The organism is Dolichospermum heterosporum TAC447, assembly GCF_024584745.1.
Taxonomy (GTDB): domain Bacteria; phylum Cyanobacteriota; class Cyanobacteriia; order Cyanobacteriales; family Nostocaceae; genus Dolichospermum; species Dolichospermum heterosporum.
Genome location: NZ_CP099464.1, coordinates 4,339,377 through 4,363,493 on the forward strand (window position 1 = coordinate 4,339,377; position 24,117 = coordinate 4,363,493).

At 38.6% G+C, this 24,117-nt stretch carries 24 protein-coding genes; 3 read left to right on the forward strand and 21 right to left on the reverse strand.

Annotated elements, in window-relative coordinates:
* Window positions 1-6: 6 nt before the first annotated feature.
* From NG743_RS19530 to NG743_RS19615, 19 genes are all read right to left on the reverse strand, one after another.
* Window positions 7-393 carry a GPW/gp25 family protein gene (locus NG743_RS19530; RefSeq protein WP_027402333.1) on the reverse strand — a complete coding sequence of 129 codons (387 nt, stop codon included), beginning with the start codon at window positions 391-393 and terminating at the stop codon, window positions 7-9.
* Complete coding sequence (locus tag NG743_RS19535; protein ID WP_027402334.1) at window positions 393-1,100, reverse strand: phage baseplate assembly protein V; 708 nt, start codon at window positions 1,098-1,100, stop codon at window positions 393-395. The genes NG743_RS19530 and NG743_RS19535 overlap by 1 nt, the downstream gene beginning before the upstream one ends.
* Complete coding sequence (locus NG743_RS19540; RefSeq protein ID WP_027402335.1) at window positions 1,097-2,164, reverse strand: phage late control D family protein; 1,068 nt, start codon at window positions 2,162-2,164, stop codon at window positions 1,097-1,099. The genes NG743_RS19535 and NG743_RS19540 overlap by 4 nt, the downstream gene beginning before the upstream one ends.
* Window positions 2,165-2,176: 12 nt before the next feature.
* Entirely contained in the window at window positions 2,177-2,830 is a 654-nt protein-coding gene (locus tag NG743_RS19545; protein ID WP_027402336.1) for a CIS tube protein, read from the reverse strand.
* A complete protein-coding gene (locus tag NG743_RS19550; protein ID WP_257120714.1) occupies window positions 2,821-7,422 on the reverse strand; it encodes a hypothetical protein in 4,602 nt (1,533 codons plus the stop codon). Before NG743_RS19550 ends, NG743_RS19545 begins: the two co-directional genes overlap by 10 nt.
* An 81-nt stretch (window positions 7,423-7,503) precedes the next feature.
* Window positions 7,504-7,971, reverse strand: a complete 468-nt coding sequence (locus NG743_RS19555; protein ID WP_027402337.1) for a phage tail protein — start codon at window positions 7,969-7,971, stop codon at window positions 7,504-7,506.
* 38 nt (window positions 7,972-8,009) lie between these two features.
* Window positions 8,010-8,150 (reverse strand): DUF6760 family protein, encoded by a 141-nt coding sequence (locus NG743_RS26720; RefSeq protein WP_306459855.1) that lies wholly within the window; start codon window positions 8,148-8,150, stop codon window positions 8,010-8,012.
* 23 nt (window positions 8,151-8,173) lie between these two features.
* Window positions 8,174-8,536: a phage tail assembly protein gene (locus tag NG743_RS19560; RefSeq protein WP_257120715.1), complete on the reverse strand. Its 363-nt coding sequence runs from the start codon at window positions 8,534-8,536 to the stop codon at window positions 8,174-8,176.
* A gap of 11 nt (window positions 8,537-8,547) precedes the next feature.
* Window positions 8,548-8,997 (reverse strand): phage tail protein, encoded by a 450-nt coding sequence (locus NG743_RS19565; protein ID WP_027402339.1) that lies wholly within the window; start codon window positions 8,995-8,997, stop codon window positions 8,548-8,550.
* Between the two features lie 24 nt (window positions 8,998-9,021).
* A complete protein-coding gene (locus NG743_RS19570; protein WP_027402340.1) occupies window positions 9,022-10,305 on the reverse strand; it encodes a phage tail sheath family protein in 1,284 nt (427 codons plus the stop codon).
* 46 nt (window positions 10,306-10,351) lie between these two features.
* Window positions 10,352-11,653, reverse strand: a complete 1,302-nt coding sequence (locus NG743_RS19575) for a phage tail sheath family protein (RefSeq protein ID WP_027402341.1) — start codon at window positions 11,651-11,653, stop codon at window positions 10,352-10,354.
* A gap of 80 nt (window positions 11,654-11,733) precedes the next feature.
* Window positions 11,734-12,633, reverse strand: coding sequence for a peptidase associated/transthyretin-like domain-containing protein (locus NG743_RS19580; RefSeq protein WP_027402342.1), 900 nt, complete (start codon window positions 12,631-12,633; stop codon window positions 11,734-11,736).
* A 190-nt stretch (window positions 12,634-12,823) separates the two neighbouring features.
* Window positions 12,824-13,396: a Pvc16 family protein gene (locus NG743_RS19585; RefSeq protein ID WP_027402343.1), complete on the reverse strand. Its 573-nt coding sequence runs from the start codon at window positions 13,394-13,396 to the stop codon at window positions 12,824-12,826.
* Window positions 13,397-13,441: 45 nt separating this feature from the next.
* On the reverse strand, window positions 13,442-13,672 hold the full coding sequence (locus NG743_RS19590) for a hypothetical protein (RefSeq protein WP_027402344.1): 231 nt from the start codon (window positions 13,670-13,672) through the stop codon (window positions 13,442-13,444).
* A gap of 37 nt (window positions 13,673-13,709) precedes the next feature.
* Window positions 13,710-15,644 (reverse strand): hypothetical protein, encoded by a 1,935-nt coding sequence (locus NG743_RS19595; protein ID WP_027402345.1) that lies wholly within the window; start codon window positions 15,642-15,644, stop codon window positions 13,710-13,712.
* Between the two features lie 1,031 nt (window positions 15,645-16,675).
* Window positions 16,676-17,386 (reverse strand): ribose-5-phosphate isomerase RpiA, encoded by a 711-nt coding sequence (gene rpiA, locus NG743_RS19600; protein WP_027402347.1) that lies wholly within the window; start codon window positions 17,384-17,386, stop codon window positions 16,676-16,678.
* A 302-nt stretch (window positions 17,387-17,688) separates the two neighbouring features.
* Window positions 17,689-18,147 carry a tetratricopeptide repeat protein gene (locus NG743_RS19605; RefSeq protein ID WP_027402348.1) on the reverse strand — a complete coding sequence of 153 codons (459 nt, stop codon included), beginning with the start codon at window positions 18,145-18,147 and terminating at the stop codon, window positions 17,689-17,691.
* Window positions 18,148-18,151: 4 nt separating this feature from the next.
* Window positions 18,152-19,093, reverse strand: coding sequence for a homogentisate phytyltransferase (locus NG743_RS19610; RefSeq protein ID WP_027402349.1), 942 nt, complete (start codon window positions 19,091-19,093; stop codon window positions 18,152-18,154).
* A 165-nt stretch (window positions 19,094-19,258) separates the two neighbouring features.
* Window positions 19,259-20,101 carry a methyltransferase domain-containing protein gene (locus NG743_RS19615; protein WP_027402350.1) on the reverse strand — a complete coding sequence of 281 codons (843 nt, stop codon included), beginning with the start codon at window positions 20,099-20,101 and terminating at the stop codon, window positions 19,259-19,261.
* 281 nt (window positions 20,102-20,382) lie between these two features.
* On the opposite strand from NG743_RS19615, the gene NG743_RS19620 reads away from it, so the two are divergent.
* The 3 genes from NG743_RS19620 to NG743_RS19630 all read left to right on the forward strand — a co-directional run bounded on the left by NG743_RS19620 (window position 20,383) and on the right by NG743_RS19630 (window position 22,950).
* Window positions 20,383-21,738, forward strand: a complete 1,356-nt coding sequence (locus NG743_RS19620) for a TrkH family potassium uptake protein (protein ID WP_257120716.1) — start codon at window positions 20,383-20,385, stop codon at window positions 21,736-21,738.
* Window positions 21,739-22,011: 273 nt separating this feature from the next.
* Complete coding sequence (locus NG743_RS19625; RefSeq protein WP_035081704.1) at window positions 22,012-22,560, forward strand: hypothetical protein; 549 nt, start codon at window positions 22,012-22,014, stop codon at window positions 22,558-22,560.
* 33 nt (window positions 22,561-22,593) lie between these two features.
* Window positions 22,594-22,950, forward strand: coding sequence for a tetratricopeptide repeat protein (locus NG743_RS19630; RefSeq protein WP_257120717.1), 357 nt, complete (start codon window positions 22,594-22,596; stop codon window positions 22,948-22,950).
* A gap of 407 nt (window positions 22,951-23,357) precedes the next feature.
* Here the strand turns inward: NG743_RS19630 and NG743_RS19635 are convergent, their stop codons facing one another.
* Together NG743_RS19635 and NG743_RS19640 are read right to left on the reverse strand one after the other, a co-directional pair.
* Window positions 23,358-23,804 (reverse strand): type II toxin-antitoxin system VapC family toxin, encoded by a 447-nt coding sequence (locus NG743_RS19635; protein WP_027402355.1) that lies wholly within the window; start codon window positions 23,802-23,804, stop codon window positions 23,358-23,360.
* Complete coding sequence (locus NG743_RS19640; RefSeq protein ID WP_257120718.1) at window positions 23,805-24,101, reverse strand: hypothetical protein; 297 nt, start codon at window positions 24,099-24,101, stop codon at window positions 23,805-23,807.
* Window positions 24,102-24,117 lie beyond the last annotated feature (16 nt).

Below are 24,117 nucleotides of genomic sequence, written 5' to 3' on the forward strand. Positions count from 1 at the left end.
GATTAATTACTGTAAATAGAATGGATAGACTAGATTAAACTGATTATTTGTGGTGCGAACCTGGTAATTAATGGAAATTTGCAAAAGATTAGGATGAGCCGGATTTGGTAGCACATCAATATCTAAAATATCAATGCGGGGTTCCCACTCTACCAAGGCTGATCGCACATCGCTGATCACTTCACCAACTGTTCCTGCATTATTGGGTGCAAAGACGAGATCATGAATCCGACAGCCAAAATCGGGACGCATCACCCTTTCCCCTCTCGCGGTACTAAGGATCGCCAAAATTGACTGACGAACGCAATCTTCGTACTTCGCCATCAACACTTGTCCCCTCTCATCTAATTTACACGGATAAGACCAGCCTACACCTAAAAAATCAATATCCATTACATTACCTCCAAAGCCCCATTATTGACCTTAACCCCCGCAGCGCAGGTAATTTCCAAGCCGGATTTGGCGGCAAATTCACCTTTAGATTTAGCCTGAATACTATAATTAGATCCGGCTTGAATTTTGCATTCTTGTTGAGTTTTAATCTCTAAATTTTTACACTCAATCAACATATCCTCATCTGTGCTTTTTATAGTCACTTTACCTTTAGCTTCAATGGTAAAATCTTTTTCTACCTGAATATTCATGGCATCATTTTCGCAGTCAATAGTAATTTTGTTTTTTCCACTTTTATCTTGAATAATAATCTGTTCCTTATCTTTAGTATCATCCAAAATAATCATGTGACCACTACGGGACTTAATCAAGCGTTTATTATTTTCATCATTATCGTTTTTTTCAGGGGGGTTATCCTTGCCATTCCACAAACTCCCTAAAATATAGGGAAAGGCAATATCGCCATGTTCAAAAGCCACTAAAACCTCATCGTCTACTTCTGGCAAAAAGTAAATGCCTCTATCTTTCCCTGCCATCAATGTTACCACCCTAGCCCAAGCACTTTCATCCTCATCTGATAACCAAGGAAATTTCACCTTAATTCGTCCTACTCCATCAGGATCTTTGATATTAGTGACTACGGCAACTGTCACTCCATAGAAGCGCAGACTTTTGTCTTCAGGCATTAACAAATCTATTCCCATCATGAGGCGGTTCTCCTTGCAGTAAATAAAGTACCATAACCTTGCTCTTGGGAGTAATTATGTTCAGTTGATGTCACATAATACATTCCACTGAATCGCTTTCCTACTCCAGTCACTTCAATAACTTTAGCAATTTTTAAAGTAGGAATTCCCGGACAAGTTCCTTCAGCAGTAATATAGGCGATCGCCATATCCTTAAACTGTCCTAAAGCTATTTGATCGGCTTCTGCTTTACTGGCTACAGGTTGAATAACCACAGTAGAAACAGATTCTCCAAATGTTTCCACTGCCTTTGCTCCAGTAGTTTTGCCACCCATTTTACTCCCTTCCTTGCCAGCAGCAGCTTTACCGATAACTTCTTTTTTATCTTTGGGTATCCAGCCTTTTACTTCTACTTTTTGCACCTGACCCATACTACTCAACCGGGGTAAAAATTCACGTAAATTCTCTGCAAACTTCAACGTCAAAACTTTTTGACTATCGTGCTGATGGGGTTGAAAATATAAGGTTTTATTATCAATAACTACTTCATAACCAATGCGCTCTGCACGACTTTGCAGAAAATCCCAATCAGTCTGATTATGTTGTAAAACATATTCATGTTTCACCTCACTATCTTTAACTTTTGGTGTTAAGCTGTTACCCCTAGCAATTTGACTAGCAATATCACTATCTTTCATTTTGGCATAGGATTTTGTTTTAGAACCTCGCAATAAACGGTGACGCATATCATGTCCCCGTACCACTAATATAGGATTAGAATTTTGATTAAACTCCGGTTCTAGACCAGTAATTTCTCCTACGATCACTGTTTTTAAGTTATTTTCATAACCCATCTGAATTTCTACTTCTTTACCAATCTCAAACATCTTGTCATCAATCCAAGTTAATTCACCCTTGGCTAAATTCCAACTAGAAAATTCCAAAGTAAACATACTTGGTACGTCCACATCTTCCGATACTTTCACCGCGAGTAAATCAGCACTAGCCTCAGCAGAAAGCTTTTGTCCTTCAATGATTACTCTAATATTAGGGGAAAGGCTTTTAACACCACCACCATCAGACATAGTTCTTTTCCTCTAAGTTTGGCTGGGAATCCGCAGAGGTGGAATCGTCAGAACTAATCCGGGGGGTATTTTACGCGGATTATCTAGCCGATTTTCTTCAGCAATTATGCGCCACAATGCAGGATCTCCATATTCTTCATAAGAAATACTACTCAGGGTTTCTCCCCTTTTAACAATCCGAACTGGATCATCTATTAAATTCTCCTCTTTTTTCTTTTTTACCGAGTCTGTCCACTCTCTGAATGTGCAATTAAGAGTTGCTCGCACAGGAGTACCATCTTCCAAGAACTGCGTCAGAGTTTTAGTGACACTTTCTAACATCCCATCAGGTAACAAAACACTATCTTTTCCCCCAATTGTTCCCCACACCAACTTACATCTAGGTGGTCTTTTTGTGCTATTACCAATTCTTGGGTGAGTCAAATTAAAAATCTTCTTGGTATATTTCTGGACATTTTCTGGCGGAGAACCTTTAAGAGTGGTATCAAAGAATAACTCTATTGTTAAAGTTGCTAAATCATTAGACGCAACTAATTGGTCTCCGCTGGTTGTCCAACCGATCTTATTAATTTGTACCTGGTTAGGGTTAAACAAGACCTCGAATTCATCAGCAAAATCTCCCTCGTTACTTTTCTCTGCTTTAATTGTTAGTTTTTCTAGCGCCATTTGTTCTTACCTCTGCGTTCACTTTCTACGACTAATCTCCGCATGATTTTCCGCTCTACTTTGTCTGCTAAATCATCAACATCAATCTGAGGTGGCCGACTAACACCTGCAATGGATGTTTGGTTAATTTGATTGACTTTAAGTAGTTGAGAATTGATAGATGGGGTTGATGCCATTATCCCTTGATTTGAAGCAATATTATTGGTTATTGAGGTTTCGGCAGGGGATGATGTTACATTATAATTCGTTGTTGTTCCTAAATTCATCTGGGAAGTTAATTGGCTACTATTTAAGGTGCTTGCCTTTTTTTTAGCACTAGGAGAAGTAGACAAGACTAAAGATTCAAATTCTGGTAAAGATGGCTCGGAATTAATTTTCACAACTGGTAATTTAGATTGAGCATTAGCAACAGTGGATTGGGTAATCTTTTCTACTCGTTTATTCCCATTAGTCACAACTAAAGGATTATTTCTCTTAAACTCTTCGATTAAGAGCATTGGCTCATTTGCAGCTAATTTAGGACTGATTGGTTGGGAATAAACTACTACTGAATTTTCCAATTTGGGTTTAATTTTGGATATGGAACCATCAATAATTGGAATTACTGAAGTTGAGGGAGAACTTCTATTATTAGTATTAGTTGATATGCCTTCACTTGTTGAGGAAATATTATTAGCTAGATTAACTAAAGGTTTTTCAATATTTGATATGGTGGGAGCTAGTTGTTGAACTAAGGGGATTTGAGGATTTTCAGTTAATGAAGATGATTGCTCAGAATTTACATTTACTATTGGTAAATTTGCAGGTGTTTCTGTTTTTCTTTGAATTGGTGATTCTGAGGGGGTTGAGGAAATATTATTAGCTAGATTAACTAAAGGTTTTTCAATATTTGATATGGTGGGAGCTAGTTGTTGAACTAAGGTGATTTGGGGATTTTCAGTTAATGAAGATGATTGCTCAGAATTTACATTTACTATTGGTAAATTTGCAGGTGTTTCTGTTTTTCTCTGAATTGGTGATTCTGAGGGGGTTGAGGAAATATTATTAGCTAGATTAACTAAAGGTTTTTCAATATTTGATATGGTGGGAGCTAGTTGTTGAACTAAGGGGATTTGAGGATTTTCAGTTAATGAAGATGATTGCTCAGAATTTACATTTACTATTGGTAAATTTGCAGGTGTTTCTGCTTTTCTTTGAATTGGTGATTCTGAGGGGGTTGAGGAAATATTATTAGCTAGATTAACTAAAGGTTTTTCAATATTTGATATGGTGGGAGCTAGTTGTTGAACTAAGGGGATTTGGGGATTTTCAGTTAATGAAGATGATTGCTCAGAATTTACATTTACTATTGGTAAATTTGCAGGTGTTTCTGTTTTTCTCTGAATTGGTGATTCTGAGGGGGTTGAGGAAATATTATTAGCTAGATTAACTAAAGGTTTTTCAATATTTGATATGGTGGGAGCTAGTTGTTGAACTAAGGGGATTTGGGGATTTTCAGTTAATGAAGATGATTGCTCAGAATTTACATTTACTATTGGTAAATTTGCAGGTGTTTCTGTTTTTCTTTGAATTGGTGATTCTGAGGGGGTTGAGGAAATATTATTAGCTAGATTAACTAAAGGTTTTTCAATATTTGATATGGTGGGAGCTAGTTGTTGAACTAAGGGGATTTGAGGATTTTCAGTTAATGAAGATGATTGCTCAGAATTTACATTTACTATTGGTAAATTTGCAGGTGTTTCTGTTTTTCTTTGAATTGGTGATTCTGAGGGGGTTGAGGAAATATTATTAGCTAGATTAACTAAAGGTTTTTCAATATTTGATATGGTGGGAGCTAGTTGTTGAACTAAGGGGATTTGAGGATTTTCAGTTAATGAAGATGATTGCTCAGAATTTACATTTACTATTGGTAAATTTGCAGGTGTTTCTGTTTTTCTTTGAATTGGTGATTCTGAGGGGGTTGAGGAAATTTGATTATCTAGATTAACTAAAGGTTTTTCAATATTTGATATGGTGGGAGCTAGTTGTTGAACTAAGGTGATTTGAGGATTTTCAGTTAATGAAGATGATTGCTCAGAATTTACATTTACTATTGGTAAATTTGCAGGTGTTTCTGTTTTTCTTTGAATTGGTGATTCTGAGGGGGTTGAGGAAATATTATTAGCTAGATTAACTAAAGGTTTTTCAATATTTGATATGGTGGGAGCTAGTTGTTGAACTAAGGTGATTTGGGGATTTTCAGTTAATGAAGATGATTGCTCAGAATTTACATTTACTATTGGTAAATTTGCAGGTGATTCTGAGGGGGTTGAGGAAATATTATTAGCTAGATTAACTAAAGGTTTTTCAATATTTGATATGGTGGGAGCTAGTTGTTGAACTAAGGTGATTTGGGGATTTTCAGTTAATGAAGATGATTGCTCAGAATTTACATTTACTATTGGTAAATTTGCAGGTGATTCTGAGGGGGTTGAGGAAATATTATTAGCTAGATTAACTAAAGGTTTTTCAATATTTGATATGGTGGGAGCTAGTTGTTGAACTAAGGGGATTTGAGGATTTTCAGTTAATGAAGATGATTGCTCAGAATTTACATTTACTATTGGTAAATTTGCAGGTGTTTCTGTTTTTCTTTGAATTGGTGATTCTGAGGGGGTTGAGGAAATATTATTAGCTAGATTAACTAAAGGTTTTTCAATATTTGATATGGTGGGAGCTAGTTGTTGAACTAAGGTGATTTGAGGATTTTCAGTTAATGAAGATGATTGCTCAGAATTTACATTTACTATTGGTAAATTTGCAGGTGTTTCTGTTTTTCTTTGAATTGGTGATTCTGAGGGGGTTGAGGAAATATTATTAGCTAGATTAACTAAAGGTTTTTCAATATTTGATATGGTGGGAGCTAGTTGTTGAACTAAGGTGATTTGGGGATTTTCAGTTAATGAAGATGATTGCTCAGAATTTACATTTACTATTGGTAAATTTGCAGGTGATTCTGAGGGGGTTGAGGAAATATTATTAGCTAGATTAACTAAAGGTTTTTCAATATTTGATATGGTGGGAGCTAGTTGTTGAACTAAGGTGATTTGGGGATTTTCAGTTAATGAAGATGATTGCTCAGAATTTACATTTACTATTGGTAAATTTGCAGGTGTTTCTGTTTTTCTCTGAATTGGTGATTCTGAGGGGGTTGAGGAAATATTATTAGCTAGATTAACTAAAGGTTTTTCAATATTTGATATGGTGGGAGCTAGTTGTTGAACTAAGGTGATTTGGGGATTTTCAGTTAATGAAGATGATTGCTCAGAATTTACATTTACTATTGGTAAATTTGTAGGTGTTTCTGCTTTTCTCTGAATTGGTGATTCTGAGGGGGTTGAGGAAATTTGATTATCTAGATTAACTAAAGGTTTTTCAATATTTGATATGGTGGGAGCTAGTTGTTGAACTAAGGGGATTTGGGGATTTTCAGTTAATGAAGATGATTGCTCAGAATTTACATTTACTATTGGTAAATTTGCAGGTGTTTCTGTTTTTCTTTGAATTGGTGATTCTGAGGGGGTTGAGGAAATATTATTAGCTAGATTAACTAAAGGTTTTTCAATATTTGATATGGTGGGAGCTAGTTGTTGAACTAAGGTGATTTGGGGATTTTCAGTTAATGAAGATGATTGCTCAGAATTTACATTTACTATTGGTAAATTTGCAGGTGTTTCTGTTTTTCTTTGAATTGGTGATTCTGAGGGGGTTGAGGAAATTTGATTATCTAGATTAACTAAAGGTTTTTCAATATTTGATATGGTGGGAGCTAGTTGTTGAACTAAAGGGATTTGGGGATTTTCAGTTAATGAAGATGATTGCTCAGAATTTACATTTACTATTGGTAAATTTGCAGGTGTTTCTGCTTTTCTTTGAATTGGTGATTCTGAGGGGGTTGAGGAAATATTATTAGCTAGATTAACTAAAGGTTTTTCAATATTTGATATGGTGGGAGCTAGTTGTTGAACTAAGGTGATTTGAGGATTTTCAGTTAATGAAGATGATTGCTCAGAATTTACATTTACTATTGGTAAATTTGTAGGTGTTTCTGTTTTTCTTTGAATTGGTGATTCTGAGGGGGTTGAGGAAATATTATTGGGTAAATTAGGTAAAGAATTATCTGGTGGTAAAGTTAATTCTGTGGACTGCGATCTCTGATTTACTAAAGGAGTCATTTGATCTTGATTGGATAAATCCATGTCAACTGGAATTGACTTAGCATTGACAATCAGGACTTGCTTATTACCTTGACTGCTATCAGGAGATGCAAAGTTGGGATTTATCGTCTGCTGTTCTACTGCTTGACTTCTCTGCTCCTGATGTTGAACATAAACAATAGGTGTTGATTCTGACTCTAAATGAATAGTGGTTGACCAACGCTGCATTTGTTGAGCAAGTAAAGGTAGTTTTTCTAATATATCAGGCGATCGCTCGATAATTCTTCTAGCCATCCGACCATCGATAACTCCCTGTTTCATCAACGGATTATTTAGCCGACGGACAAGTTTCGGATCAAGAGACTGTTGCCATTGTGGTACACGATTGAATGTCATTTTAGATGAGATACTTAATTTTTGCTTAATTTTTGCTGATAGAGATGATGATTTTATGTAATTTATATTGACTGGTTCTAACTATGCTTTATAAACTCCTCTATGCACTAATTCCAGCCGTTCAAATGCGACTTCCGAACCATTACTAGCATTCAGTTGTGGACCTTCCCAAGCAACCGGGTAGGCCTTTTTAAAGTTCCATCCTATTAGTTTATCCTGCTTACTGTCTCGTACCATAATTGTGCCGTTCAAGAGACGAATTTTACCTCTAGTAGCATCTTCATACCACTTCCATAAATCATCTCTTTCTCCTAGTCCCCGCTTGAAAACCAAATTAGGATAGTTCATGTATTTAGGGAATTTATGAACGTGGTGATGAACCCCACCCTCCACATAACTCTCCAGTTCCATGTTGCTGCTTAGTCCTGTAACTTCTGAAAAGCCACCCACTGTCAGTCCTTCGATTTCCACCATAAAATTGAAAGCCATATAGGGATCTTGGGGTTTCTTTTGAGAATTACCCCCGCCTTTTTTTTGCGATTTTGCCATGAAAGTCTCCTCTTGAGAAAAGTTTTAATCTCAAATCCTTAATTGCCTGACTGCTGATTAATCTGCTGATTAATGTGGGCAACTTGAGTTACCCACTGTTGCCGTTCCCAGTGTTCCATGTTCATCACTTGATCATAAGACCAGTGAAAGTGATAGGAAAGATAAGCTACCTCCTCCAGTAGGCGTTCTGAGGGGTAGCAGACTACTCCCCCGTGGGGGAGGTTTCTACTTCAAAATCTCCTCCACAATGGGGACAGGCAACCTGAAAGCGAGTGTTACCATGGTGATTAATTCGTTGGTAAAAATCTTGCAGGTAAACCAAGTCCCCAGAAAATAATTCCTCAATAATTTTGGTATTGAGTTGGTCTAAAGTTCCTAGCTTAGTAATCACCCGTGCGAGCAGAATAATCACCAAATAACCCGGATTTCTCTGTACCCTGGGGTCGCGCAGAGGAGCTATTTCATCATAGGCTGTTGATAGTCGCATCACTCCTTCTCGATGAAGGATTCCTTCTGCATCTATATAACCGTGAGGCAGGGTAAACAGAAATTCAGTTTGGTGCATTTTCCCTCGTATTAATCAACGCTGATTCCTTCGTGAACTAATTCTAGTGATTCAATCGCTACCTCGCCAGAGGTAGCATTAAAATCTGGACCACTCCACATGGTAGGCCAACATTTTTCCAAGTTCCAACGTAGTTTTTCTTCACCTTTATCATCGGACAGAATAATCGAAACGTTTTTCCGATTGTCTTCCATTGGTTCACCATCTGTGATTTGCTTGTGCCATTTCCAAAGTTCATCATTGTCAGTGATTCCTCGTTTCAGGCTGATATTACTGAAACTATTTAAACCACCAAGTTGTCTTTGAGCAAGAATTTTGTCTGTTCCTTCTCTATAGGTCGTGGCTGCCCTGGTAGCCGTCAAACCACTACATTCTCTAAAGCCTGCATGAACGATTCCGTCCCACTCTACCCAGAAATTATAACCATTAAACGGATCGTGAGTATCTTTAATAGCTGGCATGGTAAGTTCTCCTGAAGTTATTTACTAAGATTCGACAAATCTAACACCGCTACTACCGTGAACTAGGGAAATAACAATAAATTCACTAGGAGTAGTGGGTGCTAAACCAATTTCCGTGACTATTTGTCCGGTATTGCGGATAGCTGGGGGGTTGGTTTCCTCGTCACACTTGACATAGAAAGCCTCTTCGGAACTATCCCCATGGATAGCTCCCTGTTCCCATAGGGATTCACAGTAAACTGTTAATTCCCGCTCTATACGACCCCACAAATCTCTGTTGTTGGGTTCAAACACAGCATCAGCTAAATTCCGTTCTGCCCACCGGAGGACAGTGATTTTTAAGCGGCGAATGTTGATATATTGCCATTCTGGATTTTGGCTTAAGGTGCGTGACCCCCAAATCCGCATTCCCCGACTTCTAAAACTGCGAATGCAGTTAACGCCTGATCCAGTTTGAGGATTTAAGATTTCCGAATCTGTATCAGTAAACAAAAAACTTAAATCCAATACCCCTTCTAGTAGGTAGTTAGCCGGAGCGCGATAAACTCCGACTTGCCGATCGTTACGGGCATAAATTCCCGCAATATGACCACAAGGGGGAATGTTCATGGGAGCGTTTTCTATTTTCAGCCAGGGGGTATAGAGCGCACCGTTATCGCCGATTAATCCTTGTTGTTGTGTTTTCAGGGCTTCTATGTCTTCAATTCTGGTAATACTGAAGCCATCAAGAATGGCAAAGCGATCGCCCATTCTCTCACAATGCTCTAGGACTGCTTTTTGCATTTCCATAGCCACTTCTGACTCAGAGTTTTGCATAATATCAGGCGCGCAGACTAAATCAATGACATCTAGTCCTTCTATTGCCCGCAATCCGTTTTGCAATTCTGAGAGAGTGTTATTTAGCAAAGGAACGACATAACACAGACGACCGCCATTGGTAAAAAAACCCCTTACTGCATGAGCTAAATAGCCATCTAGTGCTTCTATTTCTGCCAATCCATTTTGCAATGGTGAGAGAATATGATCTAGCAAAGGTAAGACGGAAGACAGACGACTACCATTGGCAAATAAAACCCGCACCAGATGCAGTAAATAACTATGAAGTAATGGCTGTCCAAAATACTGCCCAAACTGAGTCCAAAGTGTGAGCATTTTCGGCACGGGAAGACCGTTTTCCTGAGCATTGTTAACCGGAGCGACTCCCAAGAACACCGGAACACCCGTTAGTAAATCTTTACCCGGTAAGGTGGGAATATCTTCTAGATATACACCAGGTGCTGTTAAATTTAGGTGTGTAGATGTTTGCATAGGTTAATCAATTTTGGATATAGGTCATTTCAGTGCGGTCGGGAGCCTATTTTTTCTTTTCGTCTACGATTTGGCTAATGCGGAAGATGACAAATTCTGCTGGTTCTATTACCGCTACCCCGATTTCCGTCACCACTTGACCAAGTTTGCGAAGATCCATGGGATTGGTTTCTGCATCGCACTTGACAAAGAATGCTTCTTGGGGACTTGTTCCAAATAATGCTCCTTTGCGCCATTCATTGGTGAGGAAGGCAGTAATATTGCGGCGAATTTTTGCCCAAAGTTCTGGGTTATTGGGTTCAAAGACTGCCCATTGAGTTCCTTCATCAATTGACTCCCGCAGGTAGTTAAATTGACGACGAATATTAATATATTTGAAGTCTGGATTGTCTTTCCCCGCGCCTAAAGTCCGCGCTCCCCAAATGCGGATATTACCATTGAGATTGCGGATACAGTTAATACCTATCTCGTTCAGAGGACCCTGTTTGATTTTGCTGATATCTTGCTTTAAGCCTACTGCTCCCGAAATTGGTTCATTAGCAGGAGCTTTATGCACACCTCTTTTATCGTCTACGCGAGCGTAAACACCGGCAATATGACCACTAGGGGGAACAAATTTCAGTCCGTTGCTGGCGGGATCGAAAACTTGAATCCAGGGGTAGTATACTGCCGCATAGTCTGAATTTCCTAGCAGTTCGTCACTACCTGGTTTTAGTTGATCCGAGTCAATGGCGATATCTTCTATTGTATCCAAAATTGCAAAGCGATCGCCTAACAATCGGCAGTGATCATTAATTTCACCCAGGGCTATCTTACTGGTAACACCCGGAGCTGCGACAATGGCAATTTCATCAATGGCTTCAAACTTTCCTAAAGCCTTATCTTGACTAATTTCTGATTCTGCTGTCACCCATATTACGAAACACCTTGTGCCGCCATTTCTGAAGAAGCCATAAACAGCATGAGCGAGGATATTTTGACCGGGATTATCTGAGAAATCCCCAAAGAATTTCTTAAATTCAGTGAAATTTGTACAGAGTTTGACTTCACCAGACTTAATTGAGGTTGAAAGTTCTATCTCTTCTGTTGCTTTTTTTTGGTCTTTCAACACAACTGAATATTGGTCTTCACCAGAAATAAGCTGACCTTTCTTCGCAACGGTTGAAGAAACTGTAGCATCTTCAGTATCTTCAGCAACTTCAGCACTTTTCGCACTTTTCGCTACTTTCAAAGTGATGACACCAATGAATCCAGCCGTACTAGTTCCTACACCAGAAATAGGTGCTAACCCTGAAGAAATTTCATCAACATAAACGCCAGGAGCTAAATTGGCGAAATTGGTGGGCATAATATTTTTCCCTTTTTTCGTGATAATTCGGATAAACAAAATTGACAGTTGCGAGTTGATACCTATTGCAAAAAAAGCTATCAGTTGGAAGTCAACTGGAAATCTAAGGATTTCACATCCCCAGGCTGTAAACTGATTTCTTTTTGCGTTCCAGGATATCCTTTAGCTGAAACTATTACTGTTATGGGAGTATTTTTGCCTTCTATACCAACGATTTGATAATTCCATTCTCCTTGTTGTTCTTTAATAATTTCAATGGAGCTAAAAGTATATTCTCCACTCCCTAAAATCTGGACTCTAGCCATGCCAATTGCTTCTGTATCATCCGCATTGGTGATTTTGCCTCTAAGGGTGGTTGGTTTCAGTTGTAATTCTACTTTCCTAATATTATCAAATAGATCAACATTTTGATCTTGGTTAATAATATTATTTTGATTTTTTCGCCCAATCTCAACTTGACATTGACTCTTAATATAGCGCATTTTAGCACCAGACAAAGATGCTTCTAGACGATATAATCCGGCTGGCAAATCCATAAAATAGAACCAACCATCAGGGGCTGTTTTAGTCCTTCCTAAGTGAGAATTTTTGGTCTTTGGGTCGAGTGGAAAATAGTCAATAATTTCCTGAAATCCTAGAAATTTATGTTTACCACTAAGGTAGGAATTTTCCAGAAATACCTGAAATAATTCTAGCTTATTAGTAGCTTTTAAGCTAGGATTTTTCAGATTTTTTTGTAATTCTTGAAGTTCTTGAGGTAAGGCTAAGTTGGGAGGATTGAGATCGGGATTAAACGAGTGCCACTGAATTAATGAACTTGGTAATCCAAATAATTTAAGTTGGAAGATTACAAAATTAATAAATTCATCAGGAGCATCAATAATCTTGACCATAGCACCTGCAATTCCCTCTCCTGTGATAGCATCTCTAACTTGTCCGGCTATGGCTACTTGATGATAAAATCGTTGTCGCTTTAGCATTTTTTTCAATAGTTATCGCGGAACAATTCAGGCATTAGGAATTAAGGCTAATAGCTCTGGAAAGTGAGCAAAATGGTCAACTTTAAAGTTGGAATTTATTCCCAAAATTACCCCCCTTAGCAAGGAGGGAGATTGGAAAATTCTGTTCTCTGCCTTTCGCAAGGAGAGGGATTCGTTTTTCCCACACTCCCTATATAAATTCAATTCGTTTATCAAGCACCAAAGGAAATTCTTCTGTTTCTTCATCAACTGGAACGGCAATTGTCACCGTATAATTGAGCGCTGCTTTAGGTTTTCCCCCAATTGCTTGCCAAAATTCTCCTAAACTTTGTAAGTAGCTAGAACGCAAACCAACTGCTACTGGTAGAGGCTCTTGTCCTCGCAAACTGCCTTGGAGAATTGCTGCTGGTAATGTCCGATAGCGGAGTAATAATTTCATTACTTCCCCTAAGATGTGATGTTCTTGTTGGGGATCATCGGCATTAGCCCAAACGGTAATCAAATAGGAACAATCTATCCTAGCTGGAGGACGTTTTTTGGTAGCTGTGCCGTTTTGGCGACGTTGCACCGACCATTCACTACTCCGTAATTCCAGATTTTCTCGCACATCATAGAGGAAAAGATTAATCGCTGGTTTCTGTTTGATAGACCCTTCTAATGGCATATCAAAGCTAATGGCAACATTTGTTTCCGTTGACCTTTGCAACTCTGGTAATTCGTGAGTTAGTAATTGTTTTAGGGTGCTATCTAAGTCGTCCAACATGACTGAATTCCTATGGAAAAAGACAGATATATGATGATCAAGAAGTTAAGTTTCAGAAATAACTTCTATGGTGGTTGGGGAGAGTTGCTCTACTTGGTGATTGTTTTGACTATTATCAACAGTCAACTCTTCTTCTAAAACCTGAATTGCTCCACTAATGCGGAGTAATGTTTCCCGGAGATTGGCTTTTTGGGACTCCAAATTAGCTAGTGCTTTTTGTCCTGTTTCGTATTCTGTGGTTAGAGCTTGCAGGCGTTTTTCCAGTTGTTCCCTCATTGCCATCTTACTTGCTGTTTAAAGGTCTTGAGTGTCATCAGAAACTATAGGGAACCTCCAGATCGTGTGTACCCATTTCCCGAAAATTAAGGCTGTTGTTTTGCTTACTCATATCAATTTTTACCTTGAGATAGGGGATGACATCAGGTCTGGGTTTGGGAATCAAATCAGCCGGAATGTAAGCAGCAATATAGCGGTTAAAGCTTTTGCTATTCCAATGGCGGGCGAAGGGGTTATCATAGCTTGCTAGAAACCTTTCAACGGGCTGACCATTGACCGTAATACCACTGTGCATACAACCATTCCAGTCGTTGTTATGCTCCACCATGTAGAGTAATTTGTCACATCCAGACCACACGACTGGAACCATCAATTCTAGATTGGTTTTTTCAGGAATCCTTGTGTAGCTATCGCCATTCCAAGAATCAGATGCTTTATCCCAAATTGTTTCATTACCCCCGTTGACTTTCCAGTGATATCCGAGTGCGAATTGAGTAGCGTGAGACCAAGGGTTTTTGCTGAATGCCACCCCAGATAACCATAACTCACCACCTTGCTTAGAAATTAGGGTAACTTTCCCGGATCTGCCTACTGGAATAGGTAGCCATTGGTGTTTATCGTGATAGCTATCAGTGAGAGAACCATCGGGACAGTAGCAATTGCCGTATCTCTTTCCACCTGACCAGCGCCCTAAGTCTTCCTTGTATCCATCTCGGAACTGTGCTTTGACGACTTTATGAAGATCACCCGGTAGTCTGATCCAGAGAGTATCGTATCCTTCGGGAACGGTGACAACTGCCCCAGCATCATCCTCTTCCCCACCTCCATAGCAGATCATCCGACGGTCGTTCCATAGGTTGCTACTTATATGCCTTGTTTCAGCATCCCCAGGTGCATTTTTTAAGACACCATATTTGGTAATTACTTTGGCATCTCTGGCATCAAAAATATCTTGATAAACGATCGCATCATTGGGATACATCCGGTGTCGCATAGGATTTGTAGACTCAAGATGCCAGGCGCGGATCACACCTTCCACATCCAATTTTCTAGCGGGAGTAGTTATACCAATGCCGACATTACCCGTATCTCTTTCGATGGTGAGCCGTGGGGTGGCAACTCCTGCCCGATAGGATATCAATTTGATTAGAGAAGATTTATCATCTGCTTCACCCCCATCCGTTGACCACCCATATAGCCCATCTGCCTTACTAGTGAGGGAAATCGCTGATTTTTCCTCTGTAGGGGCATTTAAGGCCGCTAGTCTCTCCCTAATTCGCTTTTCTATATGCTCTTTAACGGCTTTTTCTGAGGGGATGACTGTGGTTCTGTCACTTTCCGTGGCGATAGTTTCAGATACACCAATAATTTCTGAGCCGCCCAATTCCAATTTACCGGATACACTTAAGTTGCCTTGAATGGTTAAAGATTTACCGTCACTTCTCAGTGTAATCTCTTCACCTTGTCCACTGGGCAACCGCGCTCCCGAATATTGACGGACACTGTTATCTACTTTTACTTGTCCGTTTTCTAGGGTGAGTCTAGCTAAAGTAATCGTTTTAGCATCTTTCGTTTCAATCGCTTCCAATGCAAGTATGGGTTCTTCTGCAAAGCGGGTGAAACTATCGGGAATTTCCGGTTGCTGTAATACTTTTGCTTCTTGGTGATATCTCAGACACACCCAACATGGTGAGTTAATTTTGAGATTGCTTTTTTCTGACGGCAGGATAATCAGATTACCTTCACCATCAATTGCTGTCCCAGATTTGATAGTAATCGCAGCTTCACCTGCCATTGCTTCTACTTCTAGCCCTTCGACAATTCCGGCTAAATGCAGTTTGCTATTGACATAACGCTGGCGATCACTTAGATATTTATGTGCTAACTCGAAGTCCTCATCCAGGAGATACTGTCCGGGAAAATAGTTAGGACGTTGTAAAGAAAAATTACTCCAGTCTTGTTGCTGTACCATGGGAATTTTATTGCTAACCTTTGAATTATACTCCCCGGTTTGCCCATTTTTGCGAGAGTTAGAAGAATTCTACTTGGGAGTAAAAGATTGACCACTAAGTTGAGTATAAAAAGGGTAGTAAGCAGGGTAGTAAGCGTAGTAACTGGGGTTTAGACTAAGGCATGAAAAATTACCCAGCAGGGCTGAGTTAATCAGAGACTTAGGAAAAGTATGAATAAGCACTCCACCCATAGATTGGGCAACTCTTCCAGCAGTAAACCAAAAAGTTTTTCCCAAAGAGCGATTCCTATAACCCACATTCCGCACCCCCAACAATGTCCGGCGATCGCTACGCTCTCTATTCCTTCAATCCCGTCAGGGATACGCCGAAGGCATCGCAATATCCCACCCGACTCGGTGGTACTTCAAATTTGGGATCTGTATACTTTGCATTCTAGTAAGGATGAGGGAGATGCCGCAAAATGGGACACGTTGTAAATTTTTGTTGCAGAGAGTGTTTTATTGATTTACTAACTTGCCCATAAATGATACTGGGGCAATCAAAATTTTGCCCGATAAAATCAACTCTTCACCCCTTTCAGTGCCTTAAACTTGCCCATAAATAACCCTTTTAGGCGTTGCTGAATCGAGGTATGAAATTTCCAAATTGAACCTTTAAAACTCAAACCTCAGTGCGTCTACTCTTCGAGATCACGAAGCGTGATTGCGCCTTTGCATGAGACTAAAATTCATACCCTTAATCAGCAACGCCCAATTTTAATATCCACAGCGGTTAAAACCGTGGTCAGTGAGCTTGTCGAACTGCTCGTGTCGTTTCCCTCTCAGGTCTAAAGACGCGCTCATTTCCCACTTACCGGGTATTCTTATGAGAAAAGAGCAAATTGTCATCAAACCCGGAACAAGAACCCTCTCCAGTATCAAAAGCTTATCCTTTTCTTCCCCCCGCTGCGGGGGGATTTAGGGGGGTGCGATGAGGGGGCTAAGATGTACCTCATAAGATTGGAAATCGCTGTATGTGTTTAGGTAATAAGCTAAAGTTGTCTAACTACAGGTTTACCATCAATAACTTCACCTACAAGAACGATATCTGCACAATTGACGAAAATGCCATTTTCCAGAACACCGGGGATATTATTCAGTGTTTTTTCCAGGTTTACAGGGTCATCAATGCTATCGAAGGTGACATCTAAAACCATGTTACCTTGGTCAGTGATTACAGGTCCTGCTTTTCTCACACCCATGCGTAGTTCTGGCTTACCACCAAGTGCTTTAATGGCATTTGTAACGGGGGTAATAGCCATAGGGATAACTTCAACTGGTACAGCGAAACTAGAACCTAAGCGGGCTACTAATTTACCACCATCAACGACAACAATAAATTGCTTTGCTAGGTAATCTACAACTTTTTCGCGGGTATGTGCAGCACCACCGCCCTTAATCAAGTTTTTATGGGGATCTACTTCATCTGCCCCGTCTATAGCGATATCAATATGGTCTACAGCGTCTAAAGTGGTGAGAGGAACGCCATACTCTTTTGCTAATACTTCTGATTGAAATGAGGTGGGGATACCGACAATATCTTTGAGTTCACCTGATTTGAGGCGTTCTCCTAAATATTGAATAGTGTAAGCTGTGGTTGAACCTGTCCCCAAACCAACTATGGAACCGGATTTTACCAAATTGGCGGCGGCTTTGCCAACTTCTTGCTTCATCAATTTCACTGGATCTGCTGGTATGGACATTCTTTAACTCCTGAAAAATCAATTAAACGGTTCACTCATCTTACCAGAACACCCGGATTTCTTCCTACTGCCTATTTCTTCTATCCTATCCGCTAAAATACAAGTATCAGGGCAAACACGGGGAGATAAGTCAGATCCCCGACTTCTTTAAGAAGTCGGGGATCTTGTTGTTAAAAAATCACAGTTTAAGTAGGTTGGCGTTGAAAATTGTCGTTATGGCAAGGCAAAAGGCAAGAGGCAAGAGTGAAGAGGGTTTAGGCGATTTTACATTTCTTTACACAGTTTGGTTTTATTGTGTTCACCTACTTAGACATTTTATCTAACAAAAGGCTCACCTTTTTTGCCCTTTCTGGTTGACGCTGTTTCTGCAATAATTCTTTTGCTTGAAGTAAATTAGCTTTAGCTTCTACTTCCTGTTGTTCCTGCATGAGAATATTTGCTAAACGTAAATAAGCATCAGGATTTTTAGGACTGCTATCAATTACTTCACAGAATAATGCTTTTGCTTCGGCAATTTGTCCTTTCTGATTTAAAATATCTCCTAATAACAAACGTACCATATCATTTGTAGAGTTGATGGCAATAACCTTTCTCAAAACTATTTCGGCATTTTCAAAATCTTTGGCTTGATAAAAATTGATGCCTTTCTGAAATAAATTAGAAGTAATCAATGTTTTGATACTCAAATAACCAAGAATACTAAGACCAGAAATAACTACAGAAATGGCGACAATATTGGCAGTAGGAAATGTTTCTAACATGAGCTTAAGCTAATAAACAAGAGACGGGAAAAATTAGGTATTCGATGAAAAACAATTTCCAGATAAATTGATAGAAATTAGTAATGGCTTTTTTGTCTTGTAAATCAACTCCTGCACCTTGCCACCACATGACAATTAAAGCTACGGTATGGGTGATGAAGATGAAGATAGTGTTAACTTCCGCAAGATGGAATAACGCTACTAAAATCATACCGAGATAACAGATTGTTAATACCCAAAGTGCAAGATTAAATACTTTTTGTTGTCCGAGTTGGAGGGTGAAAGTTGTGATATTGTAAAATCTATCTCCTTCCATATCAGGAATATCTTTGAAGATAGCGATCGCAAATGTAAATACCAAGATAAACACAGTTAAAGCCCAAACTGCCCCCGGAATCCCTTGGCTTCTTTGCAATACCCAACTAAAATGCAGAAACAAACCTAAATTAACAATTGTTCCCCGCACCGAAAAAATACACAAAGCAGCCCAAAAAGGAAACTGTTTTAACCGAATTGGTGGTAAAGAATAAGCCGTACCAATTGCTAAACTTATTGTCACCATGCCCATTAAAAACGGTCCAGTTAGCCATGCTAAAGCTAAGGCGACAATACCAGCAATAATAACAATTAATTGTCCTTGTCCTTTGGTAAATTCTCCCGATGCTAGAGGTAAATCAGGTTTATTGATTTTATCAATGTCAATATCTTCTAATTGATTCAAACCAACAATATAAATATTGCCACTTATGCAAGCGACCCATGTTGCTAAAATTTGACTAATATGCAAACTAGAAAAATTTGTTGAAGTGACACCCAGGGTAATTAAATATAAACCCAAGACACTCAAAGTTGTTCCCATAATTGTATGGGGACGGGAAAACTTCCAAAAAGAATAAAACCAACTTTTTGGAGAAATAGCCGAATTTTGTTGATAAAATTGATTCATCTTTTGTTATTTTTTGTTCTTAAGCACCTAAAGGAATTGGACTGATACCATTTCCTTGTGAAACTGCGCCGAATTTCCTAAACTTGTCTTTTTCTTCTCTGTGTCCTCTGTGCCTCTGTGGTTGGTTTATCTTCAAATTGAGTACATCTTTACACAGAATTGGACTTACTTGGTTCCCCGTAATAATCCAAACCGAACCAATCCAGTTTCATAACCTCGACGCATTAAACCTAAAGATAATGCCCCCTGAATTGTAGTCCAACCAGCCATTAATAAACCGATAAATGCCTGGGGTGTAAATGCTGAATCAATGACAACATTCCAAAAAGGAGCAACTGCGGTTGACCAATCAGCCGTGCGGATATTATTTAATGGTAACTGCCAAGCGATCGCTTCATACTCCGCTAAAGAGATAACATAAGGTAAACAATAGACTCGGTAAATATCCTCCAAGAGCTTTTGTTCATCCGTTGTCAGTGGCAACTTATCCGTATTCCGATGACACCATGTCACCATAATCAAAGTCCCACCGGGCTTTAATACGCGATAGCACTCTTGCAAAAACTTAGTTTTATCTGGCATATGTTCACCACTTTCCAGTGACCAGACCAAATCAAAAGAATTATCCTCAAAAGGCATTTCCTGAGCATTGGCAACCATGAATCTAGTTTTTTGACTCAAATTCATTGCCAAAGACCTTTCAGTAGCTCTAGCAGCTTGTACAGGACTCAGTGTAATTCCCGTGGCATTTGCCCCAAACTTCTCAGCCAAGTATAAAGAACTACCACCTATCCCGCAGCCGACATCAAGAATATTTTTCGCACCCTTAACATCAGCCCATTTTAACAATTCTTCAATTAAATCAATTTGTGCCTGACGGCGTTCTTTCACCTGTTTACCATCTACGCCATAATAACCGTGGTGCATATGTTCCCCCCAAATCTGTTCCCACAGACTGGAAGAAGCATCGTAAAATTCCTGAATTTGTTTGTAAAGTATTTGACTCATGAATTTAATAATAATAAAGATGACAAGAAACTGGAAAAAAACTTATTCTTAGGCTACCATCTATGTTTTTAATTAGATATAACGGTATGCACTTGAATGAAATACAGTCATAAGCCCCCTCCTCGCTTGCGGGGAGGGGGTTGGGGGTGGGGTTCTTGTATTTCACTCAACCAATAACCGCTACAGGGATATTTTTACGCCAGGGAATAACTCATTAATTCTACCTTGGGAATATATAAAAATAACCTAACTGCATGAAATTTCTTCATTTTTAATCACTTATGACTGTTGCGCGGACAATTTGTTTGGGATTTATTGCTGTCATTCTTTTGGGAGCAATTCTCTTAACAATGCCTTTTTCAACTGGTAACGGTAATTGGAATGACCCAATTGTTGCCCTATTTACTTCAACTTCAGCGGTTTGTGTCACAGGATTAGCAGTGGTAGATACTGGGACTGAATTTTCCTTTCTAGGTCAGTTATTTATTGCTCTATTAGCCCAGATTGGTGGTTTAGGTTATATGACAACTACCACATTTTTAATGTTATTAATTGGCAGAAAATTTGACTTGAGACAAAAAGTAGCAATTCAGCAAGCTTTAGACCGTCCAGGCATGAGTGGTAGCTCTCAAATTATCTGTTCTATTATTGCGACCACTTTATTATTTGAACTCACGGGAGTATTTTTATTAATGATAGCTTTTGTTCCCGAAAAAGGTTGGCAAGAAGGAACTTGGTTAGCTATTTTTCACAGTGTCAGTGCTTGGAACAATGCTGGATTTAGTTTATTTAAAGATAATTTAATTGGCTATCAATCTTCTCCTTTAGTGATTATCACAATTGGCTGTTTAATTATCTTTGGAGGTATTGGTTATCAAGTAATTTTGGATATGTATTTGTGGTTGCGAGACAGCTTTACCTATCAAGGTAATCGCCTCGTTAGAAAGACAAGTTGTTTAATATTCTCTCTAGATTTTAAGGTTGCTACTAGCACAACTTTAATATTATTAGTGCTAGGAACAATTGCAATTTTCTTTATAGAAATCAGAAACGATAGCGTCTTTGGACAATTAAGTTTATCTGATAAAATATTAGCCGCTTGGTTTCAGTCAGTTAGTACCAGAACCGCTGGTTTTAACAGCATTGATATTGGCAAAATGACTAATGCGGGATTATTCATTATGATTGCCCTGATGTTTATTGGTGCAAGTCCAGGAGGTACAGGAGGAGGAATCAAAACCACTACTTTACGAGTTCTGACCAGTTGTACAAAGGCAATTCTCCAAGGCAAAGAAGAGGTATTATTATATAATCGTAAAATTGCCATTTCTTTAATTTTAAAAGCTGTGGGGGTGGTATTCGGTTCATTAGCAACAGTGATTTTTGCCACCATTTTAATTAGTATTACTGACCCCAAATTGGCTTTTATTCAAATTCTTTTTGAAGTAGTATCAGCCTTTGGTACAGTAGGACTTTCCACAGGGATTACAGCTACTCTTTCTACCGCAGCAAAATTAATTTTAATTCTCACCATGTATATTGGTCGCGTTGGTATTTTATTATTGATGTCATCTATACTAGGTGATCCTCGTCCTAGCAGAATTCACTATCCTGAAGAAAATCTCCTTGTTGGATAATCACCAATTAGTAATTGATATAGAACTCAGGAAGAACGGAAATTAGATACCACATTCCCCAGTTATTATACTCAAAACGGCTTGATTGTTTGATTCTAAACGTAGGGGGTTAGCTCTTGCTTTACCCCTACACATCTGGGTTCTTTGTCATTTGGCAAAAGTACAGAGTTGAAAAAGATTCAAAGTCAATGGGAACAAAACTATCATGTCATTTATTTAGAAGTAAATGAAGAAACAGATATTAATGATATCCTAACCCAGTGGTGAAGCAAAATGAATTCTTCCAAAAAGCACAGGCAGAGATTACAACATTATTTTAACGCCGAGTTAGGGCAATTTGTCACTCTGAATCAAGATATTTTGGCGGAATTATTGACGTTTATTGATTTCTCTGAAAAGTTCACTTTGGGATTTATTGAGATTAATTTTCCTCCTGATAGAGAGTTATTAATTGAGGCATTAAAAACAAATTCTCAATGTGAGGAAATTCAATTTGTAATTCTCAAATTTGCTGATCCTAATTTGCGCTTTTTACGTGATGAAATTGTCAAAAAATTGCCAAAAATTGAAAAAGAAGCAAATAAAAAGTTAGTATTAATTATTCAAGGTTTAGAAAAATCTATTGGTGTGTTTGGTGAATATCCGCCATTTTTACAAGATTTGAATTTTGTCAGGGATGCTTATAAAAAAACTGTCCCTTATCCTATTTTGTTCATTTTACCAGATTACGCTATTAACCGATTAGCTAAATTTGCTCCTGATTTTTGGGCTTGGCGTTCTGGTGTATTTAGATTTAAAACTTTAGAAAATCTCATTACTTAAACTTTACAAATTTGGGAATAAGTAGCCGAAGAAATGCGGGAATATGCCCAAGAATGGGACTTTTATCAACAAGCTTTAGCTATCTGTGTCGAATTTGGCGATCGCTATGAACAAGCTGATACCTACCACCAGTTGGGAATAGTAGCCCAAGAAATGCGGGAATATGCCCAAGCACAGGACTTTTATCAACAGGCTTTATCTATCTTTATCGAATTTGGCGATCGCCATTCTCAAGCTAGAATCTACCACCAGTTGGGAATGGTAGCCCAAGAAATGCGGGAATATGCCCAAGCACGGGACTTTTATCAACAAGCTTTATCTATCAAAATCGAATTTGGCGATCGCTATCGTTACTTAAACGCTGACAAAATGTTTTTACACTCCTATTAAATGAAGTTGAGGAACTGAAAAGCATATTAGTTACCAGCTTAACCAAACTTACAGATGTGACTTATAGTATCGGGTACAAGCAAATGTTAGATAAGAAACTAATTTCTTTGGCTTGCTGTTCAATGCAAATGATCTCATAAACCTCTTTAAAGAAGTATTTCAGGAAATTTTGTGTCCAACTCAATACACCAACAAGATATGGTGAGTCTAGTACACCTCCAATACGATTATTATCCTCTGACTCTTCAAGTTGATCGTACAAAAAGCCCTCGAAGTTTTTTAAGTCCTCTGCACTAACCTTAAAATTAGAGATATATGTTGAATATAAAGAGGAATATAGCGCGAATATTGTGAGGGAGATTTTAGAGAGATTACCAGAGTGATGGTAAAAAATAGAGTTTTCAGATTCATTCAGACGCTATCTTTGTGGGATTAACAGCTATTATTTCCGAGTAACGAGCAAAATCCTTGGTGTTAAATGTCAGAATGTGAGTTATCCCATGAACAAGCATTGCAGCTACAAGTCTCGCATCATGCACATTAATACCAATAACAGAATAAGTAATAACAAGCCTTTCCCATTCGGAATAAACTGCTTCGGTATCTAAAGCAAGATGAAAAATAGTTTTTAATCTTTGTATTTCTACTTCTGCTTCTATTGCTGTACGTCCTAATCCATTTCTCTCAATGGGACGAGTGTAAACATTCCAAAACTCAATTAAGTTTTGCGGCACGATATGTAATGTTTCGCCCTGACCTAACAATTTATTGATAGCATTGACAGCATTACTATTCATCGGATGAGATAAATCAACGCTACGTAATAATATATTTGTGTCTAGAAGATAAGGCATTTAACCCCTGTCACCATAAATACTTTCTCGGCTGAGTGCTTCATCAGAAAGGGTTGGTAAATTCAGACTCCTGTGACTCTCTACCCATGCTTGAAATGCAGCTATCCGTTTTTCTGGAGTAGCAGTTTCATTAACTGGTCGTTCTTGTTGCGGTTCTACCAATTGCGTTAGTATTCTATCTAAATATGGTTTAATTTCTTCAGGATTACGGTTGGTTATATCAGCCAAAATTTGAGTGATTGTTTCCAAATCCTGCTTATGTGATTCTTGGAAAAAATGCAAAACTTCTGTATTCATAACTTGAGTTATTTGT